This window comes from Paraliobacillus salinarum (assembly GCF_014083865.1).
In the GTDB taxonomy this organism is placed as follows: domain Bacteria; phylum Bacillota; class Bacilli; order Bacillales; family Amphibacillaceae; genus Paraliobacillus; species Paraliobacillus salinarum.
This window is the reverse complement of the sequence record NZ_JACEFA010000003.1, coordinates 36,159-50,168: the sequence shown is the minus strand read 5'-3', so window position 1 is coordinate 50,168 and position 14,010 is coordinate 36,159. Positions and strand designations below refer to the sequence as shown.

At 34.8% G+C, this 14,010-nt stretch carries 13 protein-coding genes; 9 read left to right on the top strand and 4 right to left on the bottom strand.

The annotated features are described in order from the left end of the window. Window positions 1-6: 6 nt before the first annotated feature. Together HP569_RS04300 and HP569_RS04295 are read right to left on the bottom strand one after the other, a co-directional pair. A complete protein-coding gene (locus HP569_RS04300; RefSeq protein WP_182199931.1) occupies window positions 7-231 on the bottom strand; it encodes a DUF1659 domain-containing protein in 225 nt (74 codons plus the stop codon). 70 nt (window positions 232-301) lie between these two features. Further along, the gene (locus HP569_RS04295; RefSeq protein ID WP_182199930.1) at window positions 302-481 is read right to left on the bottom strand and encodes a YjzC family protein; all 180 of its coding nucleotides are present in this window, start codon (window positions 479-481) and stop codon (window positions 302-304) included. Window positions 482-612: 131 nt separating this feature from the next. Here HP569_RS04295 and HP569_RS04290 point away from each other — a divergent pair, with 131 nt between their 5' ends. The 9 genes from HP569_RS04290 (at window position 613) to HP569_RS04250 (ending at window position 9,315) form a co-directional block, all read left to right on the top strand. Next, entirely contained in the window at window positions 613-1,575 is a 963-nt protein-coding gene (locus HP569_RS04290) for a LacI family DNA-binding transcriptional regulator (RefSeq protein WP_182199929.1), read from the top strand. A 59-nt stretch (window positions 1,576-1,634) separates the two neighbouring features. Beyond that, the gene (locus HP569_RS04285; protein WP_182199928.1) at window positions 1,635-2,414 is read left to right on the top strand and encodes a Cof-type HAD-IIB family hydrolase; all 780 of its coding nucleotides are present in this window, start codon (window positions 1,635-1,637) and stop codon (window positions 2,412-2,414) included. A 231-nt stretch (window positions 2,415-2,645) separates the two neighbouring features. Next, complete coding sequence (locus HP569_RS04280) at window positions 2,646-3,854, top strand: NAD(P)/FAD-dependent oxidoreductase (RefSeq protein ID WP_182199927.1); 1,209 nt, start codon at window positions 2,646-2,648, stop codon at window positions 3,852-3,854. Between the two features lie 379 nt (window positions 3,855-4,233). Next, window positions 4,234-4,956, top strand: coding sequence for a YebC/PmpR family DNA-binding transcriptional regulator (locus tag HP569_RS04275; protein WP_182199926.1), 723 nt, complete (start codon window positions 4,234-4,236; stop codon window positions 4,954-4,956). Window positions 4,957-5,132: 176 nt separating this feature from the next. Further along, the gene (locus HP569_RS04270) at window positions 5,133-5,756 is read left to right on the top strand and encodes a 3'-5' exonuclease (protein WP_182199925.1); all 624 of its coding nucleotides are present in this window, start codon (window positions 5,133-5,135) and stop codon (window positions 5,754-5,756) included. Window positions 5,757-5,854: 98 nt separating this feature from the next. Further along, on the top strand, window positions 5,855-7,015 hold the full coding sequence (locus HP569_RS04265) for a M20 family metallopeptidase (RefSeq protein ID WP_182199924.1): 1,161 nt from the start codon (window positions 5,855-5,857) through the stop codon (window positions 7,013-7,015). A gap of 112 nt (window positions 7,016-7,127) precedes the next feature. Further along, window positions 7,128-7,910: a transporter substrate-binding domain-containing protein gene (locus HP569_RS04260; protein WP_182199923.1), complete on the top strand. Its 783-nt coding sequence runs from the start codon at window positions 7,128-7,130 to the stop codon at window positions 7,908-7,910. Between the two features lie 30 nt (window positions 7,911-7,940). Then, window positions 7,941-8,600, top strand: a complete 660-nt coding sequence (locus HP569_RS04255) for an amino acid ABC transporter permease (protein WP_182199922.1) — start codon at window positions 7,941-7,943, stop codon at window positions 8,598-8,600. Then, window positions 8,593-9,315, top strand: a complete 723-nt coding sequence (locus HP569_RS04250) for an amino acid ABC transporter ATP-binding protein (protein ID WP_182199921.1) — start codon at window positions 8,593-8,595, stop codon at window positions 9,313-9,315. Before HP569_RS04255 ends, HP569_RS04250 begins: the two co-directional genes overlap by 8 nt. Window positions 9,316-9,403: 88 nt before the next feature. Here HP569_RS04250 and ebgA read toward each other — a convergent pair whose 3' ends face one another. Both ebgA and HP569_RS04240 read right to left on the bottom strand, forming a co-directional pair. Next, window positions 9,404-12,397, bottom strand: coding sequence for a beta-galactosidase subunit alpha (gene ebgA / locus HP569_RS04245; protein WP_182199920.1), 2,994 nt, complete (start codon window positions 12,395-12,397; stop codon window positions 9,404-9,406). Further along, entirely contained in the window at window positions 12,394-13,860 is a 1,467-nt protein-coding gene (locus HP569_RS04240; RefSeq protein WP_182199919.1) for an amino acid permease, read from the bottom strand. The genes ebgA and HP569_RS04240 overlap by 4 nt, the downstream gene beginning before the upstream one ends. Window positions 13,861-14,010 lie beyond the last annotated feature (150 nt).

Genomic DNA, 14,010 nt, shown 5'->3' with positions numbered 1-14,010 from the left:
GCGATTTTACACTTCAGAAATTAATTCTGTGTCATTACGCTTCACCATAAGTAATGGTAAAGTTTGCAATGGAACAAGCGCACTTGAAATTGCTAGCAGCTGTTCAGCTGTTGCGGTGGTTTTAATATTATTAAAACTCTTTGTTTTTGTTAGTGCCTTTCCACTAATTTCATCTACCCCATTGTCGAATACAAGTTGCAGGCGAGTATCAGTTCTTTCTACTAATGCCATAAAAAATCACCTCCTTTCACTTCTATAATCGTTTATAGAAGGAAAAAAGGTGTATAAGACTTTTTAAATATTAAGGCTTGCGTTTAGGCATCCATTTTCTATCTTTATTCGTTGTTTCGGGAAATTTTTCGCCAGCAGTTAATTTGACGGATTTTGGATTATTTACCGTACTTCCCGTCTCGCCAATCTCCACGTAGATGCCGTTGTTTGGCGCCTTTTGTCCTGGTTCAAATTGATGATTCATCCCCATTTAAACACCTCCTTTTTTGAATAGAATGCCCAAATTGTTTATAATTAATGAATGCATCGTTGACATGAAACGCGTTTCATAAACTAATCTAACTAAGGGAGCAGGTAAAACCTGTTGAAAGAGGTGAGTGTATGGCTAACATTCATGATATCGCAAAGATGGCAGATGTATCAGTGACCACCGTTTCACGTGTGCTTAATCATCATCCATATGTTAGTGATGCAAAGCGTGAAGCGGTGTGGAAAGCTGTTAAAGAAAGTAATTATTATAAAAATATAAATGCGGTTAACTTAAGCACAGGAAAGACGTATTTAATTGGTGTCGTCTTGCCATATTCTGATCACCCATACTTTAGTAAATTATTGCATGCAATTAGTAATCAAGCATTAGCGAATCAGTATAAGTTAGTTCTTTTTCAAACAAATTATCAAAAAGAAAAGGAATTAGAAGCATTAGAAATGTTAAAACAAAAGCAGATCGATGGATTAGTCATCTGTTCACGTGCAAATGAGTGGAATACAGTGGAAAAATATGCGATCTATGGACGAATCGCTTTATTGGAAAATTCTTCATCTAAATTTATTTCAACGACATCTATCAATCATTTTGACACGTTTTTAAAAGCATTAGAATTTTTGTATCAACATAACCATCGTAAAATAGGCTATTGTATTAATCGGAAAACAGGTGTAAGTAGTCAAGAGAGAGAGGCTGCATATATAGGATTTTTAAAGCAGAAAGACCTTACTTTTCATTCTGATTACGTGTTTGATCAATGTTTACATTATCAAGACGGAGAGAAGGTTTACCAACAATTGCTTGAGATGAAGGATCCGCCTACTGCGTTGGTTATTACGAGTGATCAAGTTGCTGCCTGTTTAGTGACATGTTGTCAGCGAGGTGGAATAGATATACCGAATGATTTGGCTCTAATTAGTTATGATAATCATCCTATGGCAAAGTACATGGAGTTGACTACGATGGAAATTCCATTTGATGTGATCGGAAAAAAATTATTTGAACAAGCGATTGAACCAGATTCTGTTACCCATCATCAACTTGAGGTACGGTTAATAAAGAGGAATACCGTTTGATTTAGAAAGACATGCTATACTAAACTTTATAAGAAATGATGTATTAAAGGAGATATAAAATGGCTAAACGAAATGTAATATTTTTCGATATTGATGGGACACTGCTAGATCATGAAAAGCACCTACCAGAGAATACGAAAAAAGCAATTAAACAGTTGCAAGATAATGGTGAAATCGTAGCAATAGCAACAGGTCGAGCACCTTTTATGTATGAGGATTTAAGAAAAGAGTTAGATATTGACACATTTGTTAGTTTCAATGGTCAATATGTCGTGGTAAATGGCGAAGAAGTTTATAAAAACCCGTTGAATATATCAGCTTTATTAAAGTTATCAGAAATGGGTCTCAATCATAATCATCCAATTGTTTATATGGATCATAAGGATATGAAAGCTAATGTACCAAGTCATGATTATATTAACCAAAGTATTGATACGTTAAAAATCAACAATTTTCCAACACATGATCCTTTATATTATGAAGGCAGAGAAATTCTTCAATCACTATTTTTCTGTTCAGAAGGAGAAGAGGTCGCATATGAGAAACATTTTCCGGATTTTGACTTTATTCGTTGGCATCCACTATCTGTAGATATTCTTCCTAAAGGCGGTTCTAAAGCGAACGGAATTCAAAAAGCAGTCGAAGCATTGGGCGTTTCAAATGAAAATGTTTATGCTTTTGGTGATGGATTAAATGATATCGAGATGCTATCTACTGTAGTAAATAGTGTAGCAATGGGGAATGCAGAAGATGAAGTGAAACGTGTGGCAAAATTTGTTACAAAAAGCGTTGATCAAAACGGGATCTTACATGGGTTAAAAATGGTTGGATTACTCTAAATTTATCGAAAATATAGTTTAATAGAAAGAAAAGAAAAATCTATTGTAAAAATGAGCCATTAAGTTAGACGTTCCTATTTGTTTTTGTTAAAATAAAGTTGTGATCGCTTTTATATGGGGATGAAGCGAGAAATAAGTTTCTGTGCTTGGTATTTTCTACATATTTTATAGAATGAGTAAAAGAAATACCGGCAACAAAATTTTTTTGTAATTAGGAGGGGTTGTAAGTCTATGGGTAAACCAAGAATAGTTGTTTTAGGTGCAGGTTATGCCGGCATGATGACAACAAAAAGATTAGTACAACAATTATCGAAAGAAGAAGCTGAAATTGTTTTAGTGAATAAACACAATTATCACTATCAAACAACATGGCTACACGAAGTTGCAGCCGGAACAATTGATCCGAATCAGTCAAGAATTATGATTTCTGATGTAATTAATTCGAATCGCGTATCTATTGTTCAAGACACAGTGGAAAAAATATTCCCTGATCAGAAGAAAGTTAAGCTGGAAAATGGAGAGTTGGATTATGATTATCTAGTAATCGGTCTAGGGTTCGAAAAAGCAACATTCGGAATCCCGGGTATGGCTGAACATGCGTTATCTATCCAAAGCGTTGATAAGAGTCGTTATATTCGAAATCATATTGAGCATCAATTTGCTCGTTATCACAATGGAGAAAGTGATAAAGAAGAACTTCTTACATTTGTAGTTGGTGGTAGTGGATTTACAGGAATCGAGTTTGTGGGTGAACTAGCTGAACGTATACCACAACTTTGCAAAAAATATGATATTGATCCTAGCAAACCAAGAATTATCAATATCGAAGCAGCACCTACTATTTTGCCTGGATTTGATGAAGAATTAATTAATTACGGTAAGAAATCATTAGAAGACCGTGGTGTTGAATTCAGGTTAGGTACAATGATTAAAGAATGTAAAGAAGATGCTGTTATTGTTGGTGAAGATCATGAAGAAATTAAAGCTGGTACAATTGTTTGGACTGGTGGAGTACAAGCAAATGCTGTTATTGGCGAATCAGGATTTGAGCTAACTAAAGGAAAAGTGAATGTTGATTCAGACTTGCGTTCACCTGATCATGATGATGTATTCATCTTAGGTGATTGTGCTTGGGTAATGAACAAAGAAGCTGGAAGACCATACCCTCCAACTGCACAAATTGCTATTCAAGAAGCAGATGTATGTGCTGCTAATATTGCAGCGCTTATTCGTGGTGGTGCATTAAAAGAATTTGTTTTTGATAACAAAGGGACTGTAGCGTCTCTAGGTGGACGTCATGCAATGGGTACTATCTTTGATGGTAAAAAATTATTCGGATTCTCTGCAAAAGTGATGAAGAATGTGATTGATGATCGTTATTTATTCATGTTAGGTGGCCCAGGATTAGTGCTCAAAAAAGGTAAATTTAAACCTTTCTAAGAAATATTAAAGTTAGATCTTTTAAAAAATATAATGAAAAGCAAGCTAAGATTGTAATGATTGAAGGAGGATTCCGTTCATGAAAAATACGTTGCTTGTCACACTTTTTACACTGCTATCAACTGTGGTGTATGTTGTATGCTCAAGAGAAGCAGAACATAAAAGAGAGTTTCATTAATAAATTAGCCTAGCAGATTCTGCTAGGCTAATTTTATGTATAAATGTATGAATCAACTATCGTTATTCACAAAACTGTACTCGTTTTATCTTCTTTATTAGAAATCAGCTTAACATTTATCCATTTTAAGGTATAATAATGTTATGCTTAAGTTATAGTTTTGCGTGTAATTCGTATTTAATAGAAAGTGAGAGGATCCAATTGGGACGAAAATGGAACAATATTAAGGAAAAAAAAGCTTCAAAAGATGCAAATACAAGTCGCATCTATGCAAAATTTGGTAGGGAAATTTACGTTGCGGCAAAACAAGGGGAGCCAGATCCAGAATCGAATCAAAACTTAAAGTTCGTTTTAGAACGTGCAAAAACGTATAGTGTACCAAAACATATCATTGATCGTGCTATTGAAAAAGCAAAAGGCGGAGCAGATGAAAATTATGATGAGTTACGGTATGAAGGGTTTGGGCCAAGCGGATCCATGTTAATTGTTGATACATTAACGAATAATGTTAATCGAACTGCTGCTGATGTACGCGCAGCATTCAATAAAAATGGTGGAAATATGGGAGTTAATGGTTCTGTTGCATATATGTTTGATGCAACAGCAGTAATTGGATTCGAAGGGCAAACTGCCGATGAAGTATTCGAATGGTTAATGGAAGCAGATATTGATGTTAGAGATATTTCAGAGGAAGATAATGCTATCATCATTTATGCTGACCCAGATCAATTTCATCACGTGCAAGAAGAATTGAAAAAGCAAGGGGTTACAGATTTTACGGTGGCTGAATTAACGATGTTAGCTCAATCAGAAGTGCAGCTATCAACAGAAGATCAAGTACAATTTGAAAAACTAGTTGATGCTTTAGATGATCTTGAAGATGTACAACAAATTTATCATAATGTAGACCTACAAGATGAATAATTTAAAAAACTGGACAGATGTTCAGTTTTTTTTAGTTTTGGTGGAGAAATTATTGTGGTGAGATAAACAGTATGCGGTTTTTTAAAAAGTGAAATCTTAAAGTCTTCCGCTTTAGTTCAAAACAATAGTTTGATAAAATAGAAACAATTATTTAATCAATTCAGGAGTTGATAACGTTGGATTTTGTTGCAATAGATTTTGAAACAGCAAATAGGTATCGAAATAGTGCTTGTGCAGTAGGTGTTGTTGTTGGGAATGAAAATGGCGTTATTGACAAATATTATAGTTTAATTAATCCACAAAGTCCGTTTGAAATGCAAAATATACGCGTGCATGGCATTACAGAGGCAGACATTCAAGAAGCTCCAACCTTTCGTGATATATGGCCAACAATAAAAAGTTATATTAACAATCAAGTCGTTGTTGCTCATAATGCTAGCTTTGATATGAGTGTATTGCGCGCATCGTTAGACCAATATCGTTTATACTACCCGACATTGCAGTATTTGTGTTCTGTCATGTTATCGCGTCAAGTTTGGCCTAACTTACCGAATTATAAACTCAACACCTTGGCTGATGTGCATGGCATTATTCTTGATCACCACCATGCCTTAGCAGATTCACGAGCAGTGGTTGACTTGTTAGTTAAAGCAATGAGTGATACTCGTGCGTCTGATTTAAATCAATTATTACAGGATCAATCCATTGTTTATGGACAAGTATTTGAGCGTAATTATCGAACACCGAGGCGAAACAAGAAATTGGTACAAAAAGTAACGAAAGGTTCTTCGACAAAATAATATTTTAAAACAAGATTATTGTAAAAATAATTCGATTATATTATATTTATACAAAGTAATGAATATGCATTCGTTATCGCGATTAAGGAGAGATGAATATGGAACAATTACATACGATAGTGGATCAAATAAAGACGAAATTATGGGAAATTAGTGATGATTTATTTGAACATCCAGAGTTAGGAGATCAAGAATACCGCTCAATGGATGTTTTAGTAGACTTTTTAAAAGAACATCATTTTGAAGTAGAAACAGGTCTTGTGAATCGTGAAACATCATTTAGAGCAACATATGATAGTGGAAAACCGGGACCTGCGATAGGGTTTATGGCAGAATATGATGCACTACCAGGTGTAGGCCATGGTTGTGGACATAATATGATTGCAACAATGGGGACTGGTGCAGGAGTCTCATTAAGTAAAGTTTTAGATCAAATTGGCGGCAAAGTTGTTGTTTTTGGAACACCTGCAGAAGAGACAAATGGGGCAAAGGTTCCAATGGCGGAAGCAGGATTATTTGATGGTATAGATGTGGCGATGATGGTTCATCCTGGAGATGTATCGACAGAAAGTGGAGCATCACTGGCAATGGATGCGATTCAATTTGATTATTCAGGTAAAACGAGTCATGCAGCTGCAGCACCTGAAGAAGGAATTAATGCATTAGATAGTGTGATTCAATTATTCAATGGGATTAACGCATTGCGTCAGCATGTTAAATCAGATGTTAGAATTCATGGTGTCATAAAAGAGGGCGGTCTTGCAGCGAATGTTGTTCCAGATAAAGCTGTTGCACAATTTTATGTGCGAGCAAAAGATCGTACTTATTTAAATAAAGTCGTTGCACAAGTGAAGGAAATTGCTCATGGTGCTGCATCAATGACAGGGGCAACACTTGAAATTAGTAATTATGAATTAAGTTATGATGATATGCGCACAAATAAAGTATTATCAGATCAGTTCACAAAAAATTTATACAAATCAGGTGAAACAACGGTTTTACCACAAAAAATATCCTATGGCTCTATTGATATGGGGAATGTAAGTCAAGTTTGTCCAGCTATACATCCATATATCGGTTTTGATCAGCCTGGAATCGTTCCTCATACGACAGAATTTGCAAACATGACAGTTACTGAAACTGGTCATACAGTTATTGCACGAGGAGCATTGGCTTTGGCACTTACAGGTGCTGATGTTATTCAGCAACCAGATTTACTGAAAAGTATTAAGGAAGCATTTAATAAGCAACAAAAATAAAAATAAATTCAACTTTGCTCTTCCCAAATGTATAATTATTTGTTAAAATACATAATTATGAATAAATATACGTTTTGAAAAAGAAAAGAGACAAGGGAAGGGAAGAAAAAGAATGAAAAAACAAATTTTTTTACTTGTAGCATTTATTAGTACGTTATCTTTACTGTTAGCAGGGTGTGGAACAGCCAGTGAGGATAATTCAAGCGGATCAGATGGTCAGGATAAAAAAGTATTAGAAATGGCTACATCAGCTGACTTTGCACCATTTGAATCACGTGATGCATCTGGAGAAATTGTTGGCTTTGATGTTGATTTAGCGAAATATGTCGCAGAAGAGCTTGGATATGAGCTTGAAATTAAGGATATGAAATTTGACGGTCTTGTTGGAGCGTTACAAAGTGGTCGTGTAGATATGGTATTAGCTGGTATGTCAGCTACGGAAAATCGTAGTGAAAATGTTGACTTCTCAACGGCATACAATCACTCTGGAGAAATGTTTGTAACATTAAAGGATTCAAACGTTAAAAAACTTGAGGATATCGAAGGCAAAAAAATCGGTGTTCAATTAGGAACCATTCAACAAGAAGGTGCTGAAACGCTTCAAGAAGATTATGACTTCGAATTAAAAACAGTGGATGATGGAACTACACTTATTCAAGAGTTGATTTCTAACCGTATAGATGTGGCATACATGGATAAATCGGTTGCTACTGGATACATTGAAGAACAAGGATTAGCAGGTTTTGATGATCCAACTACAAGCTCTCCGGGAATGGCTATTGCTTTTCCAAAGGGAAGTGATTTAGTAGAAGATGTAAATGAAGTCTTAGCTAAAGCTGAAGAAAATGGCAAGCTTCAAGAATTAAAAGATAAATGGTTAAATGAAGAACAGTAAAATTATAAAGAAAGAAATGAGGTGTAAGGCATGAATTTGGATTTTACTCAAATTGTGCCTTATATTCCTTTTATGTTAGAAGGAATATGGGTTACTTTAAGATTTGTATTTTTTGCAATCTTATTTGGTTTTATTATTGGAACAGTCTTAGCACTATTTAAAATAGGTAGTATACGTCCTTTACGCTGGTTTGCCGATGCGTATACGTCCATATTTAGAGGAACGCCGTTAATATTACAATTAATGATAATTTACTTTGCCGTACCACAATTAAGCGGCTATGATATATCACCATTTTTATCAGCAATTTTAGCTTTTGGGTTAAACTCATCTGCGTATGTATCTGAAATTATACGTGCTGGTATTCAAGCGGTTGATAAAGGACAAACAGAAGCTGCATTAGCATTAGGTGTCCCTTATCGCCAAATGATGACAGATATCATCTTACCGCAGGCAATGAAAAATATATTACCAGCATTAATGAATGAATTTATTACATTAACAAAAGAATCTGCTCTAGTTTCAACGATTGGATATTTAGATTTAATGCGACGTGCACAAGTTGTAGGAGCTGATCTATATCGAAACTTTGAACCATTACTATTTGTTGGTGTATTATACTGGTCAATGGTTATGGGTCTTACGTTAATTGGAAGATTTGTGGAACGGAGGCTGAGAGTAAGTGATTAAGGTAGAAAATTTAACGAAGAAGTTTGGGAATAATGAAGTATTATCTAATATTTCTACAGAAATTAAAAAAGGTGAGGTTGTTTCTATTATTGGCCCTTCAGGTTCAGGGAAATCTACTTTCTTACGTTGTATGAATCTTTTAGAAAAGCCTACTAATGGGAAAATTTATATTAATGATAAGGATTTAACTGATCCAAAAACAAATATTATGCAGGTGAGAGAACAAATCGGTATGGTATTTCAGCACTTTCATTTATTTCCTCACTTGTCTGTTTTAGATAATTTAACGTATGCGCCAATGAAGGTGAAAAAAATGTCTAAAGCGGCCGCTCAAGAGAAGGCTTTAGATTTACTTGAGAAAGTTGGCCTTTCTGATAAAGCTGATGCTTACCCAAACAGTTTATCTGGAGGGCAGAAGCAACGTGTCGCTATCGCACGTGCGTTAGCAATGGAGCCTGAATTAATGCTATTTGATGAGCCAACATCAGCATTAGACCCAGAAATGGTAAAAGAGGTACTTGATGTAATGAAAGACCTTGCTCATTCTGGTATGACAATGGCTGTAGTTACGCATGAGATGGGATTTGCACGTGAAGTAGCAGATCGTGTCTTGTTTTTAGATCACGGTGTACTTGTAGAAGATGGAGAGCCAAATAGCTTCTTTGATGCTCCAAAAACAGAGCGTGCAGCAACATTTTTAGAAAAGATTTTATAAGAAAAAAAGTTCTTCCGCTCAATGCAGAAGAACTTTTTTTGTTAAGCTATTTATAACAGTCTGTAAAGGATAAAATGGTTCAGAACTATTATAATAGTATTTCAAATGATAGGGTAAAATCATCAAATTTACATCTGTATTTATCTAATTGATCTTGACCACATGAATTACTACCAAGTCCGTTTTGTTGTTTATCAATGTGCAATACTAAATAGTCTCTAGGATTTAAGTCAATTGTATGCTTTGCCTTTTCAAGATCACTATCTTCGTAGCGAGAAACGCTAAAATTAAAAGATTGATCTGTTTGGCATCTCAAGTTGTAGTCTTTGTTGTTACTTAAATTCACCCAATCACAGTCCAAATGATTCCCATTTTCTTGCGGCATGACGTAATTTACAAATAGGTCATCAACATTTTTATGAAAAACACCCGGATAACTCGACTGACAAGAATCAGCATAATTTTCATGAGGTCCTAAACCACGCCAAGATACCTGTTCAAGATTTTCATTTACATGCATACTTACACCTAATCGTGGTAACATAGATGGTGCATTTTCCTTTCGTCCAGAAGCAATTCCATTTAATTTCACACTTATTTTCCCTTCTGGGCAGATAATATAGGTATAGGTTAAATCATAATACCAAGAACTATTCGTTGTACCATAGAATGTGTTTACCTTCCAATAGAATGTACGATCTTCCATGCCATAGCTTACATCACGAACCATTTCATGATCCAGTTGCATAAAGTATTTATTTTGATAATCCTCTAGTATATACATATCATTGTCGATTGGCGCACGCCAAAAAGTGAACGCTGGCCCTTGCTCGATAAGTTGTTTTTGATGAGAATCTGCAGTTAATAACTGTCCTCGTACTTTGTCAAACACGACTTTAAAATCATCACCAAACACAGTAACAAGATGATTTTCTTCTTTAAAATTTAATTCTTTCTTGTTTACAGGAGGTGTAACTATAGCAGGTTCTTTATGGTATTCAAACACACTTCTAGTAATTTCAAAATCTTTATCAGCCCAAAGTGTTGCTTTTTTTAATTGATAAACAAAATGTACCGTATAGTTTGCACCAGGTTTGTATCCTTTTAATGCTGGATAATTAATAGTAATTTGTGTTGATGCGTGTCCGGAGATGTGTGGAATAGTTACTTCCTTCGAATCTATTAATTTATCATCTTCGTAAAACTGGCAAATAAGTTTGGATGCATCTAGCGTGTTAAAATCAAGTCGGTTTGTTAGTTGGTAGATGCCTGCTTGCGTATTAATTGCATCTGTTTGAACAGGCTCAATTACTTTTTTATATTCTATGAGACTAGTAGAAGGTGTACGGTCAGGCATTAGTAGTCCATCAATACAGAAATTTCCGTTTGTTGGAACATCACCGAAATCGCCACCATATCGATAATATACTTGACCATCATCAGTTACTGTCTCTATTCCATGATCAAACCATTCCCAAATAAATCCACCTTGCATATGTTCATGTTTATAAAAAATATCTTGATATTCTTTCAGATTACCAGGTCCATTCCCCATCGCGTGACCATACTCACATAAAATATGTGGTTTTTTCGTTGTTGTAATAATATCATCCATTGTTGATATCTCATTACTTTCTAGCCATGTATACATTGTTGTATATACATCACTGACTTCTGCTTCGAAATCACCCTCATAATGAACGAGACGAGTTGGATCTGTATTTTTTACGTAGTCCGCCATTTTTCTAAAATTGTAACCGAAAGCAGACTCATTTCCTAACGACCACATAATGATGGAAGGGTGGTTCTTATCACGCATTAGTGTGCGTTTCATTCGATTAACAAATGCATCTTCCCAATCAGGGTTATCTGTAATCCATTTATAGTCTTCTGTTAGTTCAAAACCATGGCACTCTAAATCCGCTTCCGCAATAACATACAAGCCATAGCGATCGCATAATTCGTAAAGAGCAGGTTCATTTGGATAGTGTGCTGTACGTAATGCATTGATATTATGTTGTTTCATTAATTTAATATCATCTTCTATACTTTCTCTTGTTGTCACACGACCATTTTTTGGACTATAATCATGTCGATTAACACCTTTTAGTTTAATAGGCACGCCATTAACTAAAAAGGTTCTTCCGCTTATTTCTATTTGTCTAAAGCCAACGGTTTGATCAATAACTTCAATTTCTTCTTGTTTCGATCTAACTGTTAACGTTAACGTATATAAATATGGATCTTCTGCAGACCATTTCTTTGGATTGCTTACTTGTTTGATTAAACTATCGTTACCGTTAAGTTCTTGTTTAAAAACCGTCTCGCCTTGTTGATCTTTTAAATGATAATCTATTTGTTGATCTTGATAGAACTCAAATATAGGATTTACTACTAATGTAGCATTTTCGTATTTGTCATCCAAATATGTTTCTACCTTGTAATCATACAATCCGTTTTTGGGACGAGCGAATAATTCTACATCACGGAAGATACCACTTAACCACCACATATCCTGATCCTCTAAATACGTACCGTCTGACCATTGAAACACACGAACCGTTAATGTGTTTGTACCTTTAATAAGATAATTGCTTAAATCAAATTCACTTTGGATACGAGCTCCTTTACTGTAGCCTACAAAGGAATCATTCGCGTATACTTCGAATGCTGAATCGACACCTTGAAATCTTAAAATGTATTGATGCACATCTTCCAATTCCTCTATTTCAAATGTTCTTCTATAGATTCCAGTAGGATTCTCCGTAGGTACATAAGGAGGAATGATAGGGAAATTATACCATAAATCAGAATAATGCATCTTTCCATATCCACGCATTTGCCAATTACTTGGAACATCTATCGTATCCCATTGTGTATCATCAAATGTTGATTTATAAAAATTTTCTGGGCTATATTCAGGGGCATCTAGAAATAAGAATGCCCATTGCCCATTTAAATTCAAATGAAAATGTTCTTTTTCTGTATTTGTAGGCTTCGTGCTAATATAGTGTGCACGAGGTTCCATTCTATTTATTCCGTCTAGTTGTTGATTTTCCCAACGTTTTTTGTTACTTATCATTTTTTATTCTCCTGTTCTTGTTTTTTTTCATATCGTTTATAGCAAATAAGAGCAATACCAAGAAAGACGACAATTCCTAATACATTGTAGAACAAGCTAAATAATGGATTCATTGCACCTTCTAATACAACACCTGATTCAAGATATTCCATCAATGCATATGGAGATGGGAATGTTGAAACAAAGAAAGCAAATAAAAAGAAAATAAGTAACATGACACCAAGTATCATCCCTGTCATTCGATTTCCTACTCTAAAGCTTCTAGGAATATGATCTTTCTTTGCTCGAAAGACAATGTAGGCAATCAATAAAAACAACACTGGTATTAACGAAGTTGCTGCAGTCATGTTGATTAATGTTTTTAGTAAAGAATTCATCGAACCGATTCCTAATGCAGGAATAATTAATAAAACGGTTACAACAATTGCTTGTAATGTTAGTGCATTGGTAGGATTTCCCTCATTATTAGTTTTAGCAACCCATTTACCAAAAATACCATCTGGAATCTCTGAGAATAGAATTTTTACAGGTGCTGCTGTCCAAATAACAAGTGATCCAACCGCACTTAATAACATAATTAAGCCAACAAAATGCGTAATACCTTCACCAATACCGAAATGAGCACCTAAAATAGCGAATGCTTCAAATAACGCATCGGAATAGTTGTTTTGTAAAGCTTCTTCAGGCATAATCAAGCCAACTGCAACCGATCCTAGTGCATACATAATCCCGATGGAAAAGGCTGCAATAACAATTGTTTTGATAAAAGTCTTGTTTCCACCTTTCAAGTCTTTTACATACACACCAATCGCTTCTGCACCACCAACAGCTTGTAAGATCCAAGCTAATGTAGCAAAATAGTTCCAATTGTTAAATGAAGGGGTCACAGTAGAACTATTAAAAGGCTGTGCGGATGGTTCTTTTAATATGAAATAGACAGCGAGTGCAAATACGATAAACCCAACACCCATAAGTATTCTTGCAATACCTGAAGCATCTGTTACTTTAGAGATCCATGTTACCCCTTTAATGGATATGAACGTTGCCATCCAAAATAAGAAGATAGAAAGAATTGCAATCGTTATTGTTGCACTAGAACCACCAAATGCATTCCTACCTAAAAAAGTATAAGAAGCATAAATTAGTATTTGTGGTAATAGGGCGGTGAAATAAAATAAATTAACAAAAAAGTATGACCAGGACCCAAGAAAAGCCCATTTTTCACCTAATGATGTTTTTATCCAGCTATAAACACCAGATTCCGATTGTGTGTTAGCTGAAGAGAACTCACCAATCATTAAACTAAAAGGTATAAAATAAAAAGCTGTAGCAAATAAAAAAGTAAATACTGCTGATAGACCGATACTTGCTGTTGCATTTATGATGTTATTAAATGCAAATACTGCTGTAAAAGCCATCAATAAAAATGATACGGAATTGATTCTCTTTCTGTTGTCAGTCATGATTTTCACTCCTCTTTTGTCTTTTGAAATGCGCATCTCAATATAATTTGAGAATAAAAAAATATTTTTTATTCGTGATCACGCTTTCATTATAAAAGTAATCCTGTTATTATTTAATTAACTTACGTTGTTTGTTTTTGACATTTTGTT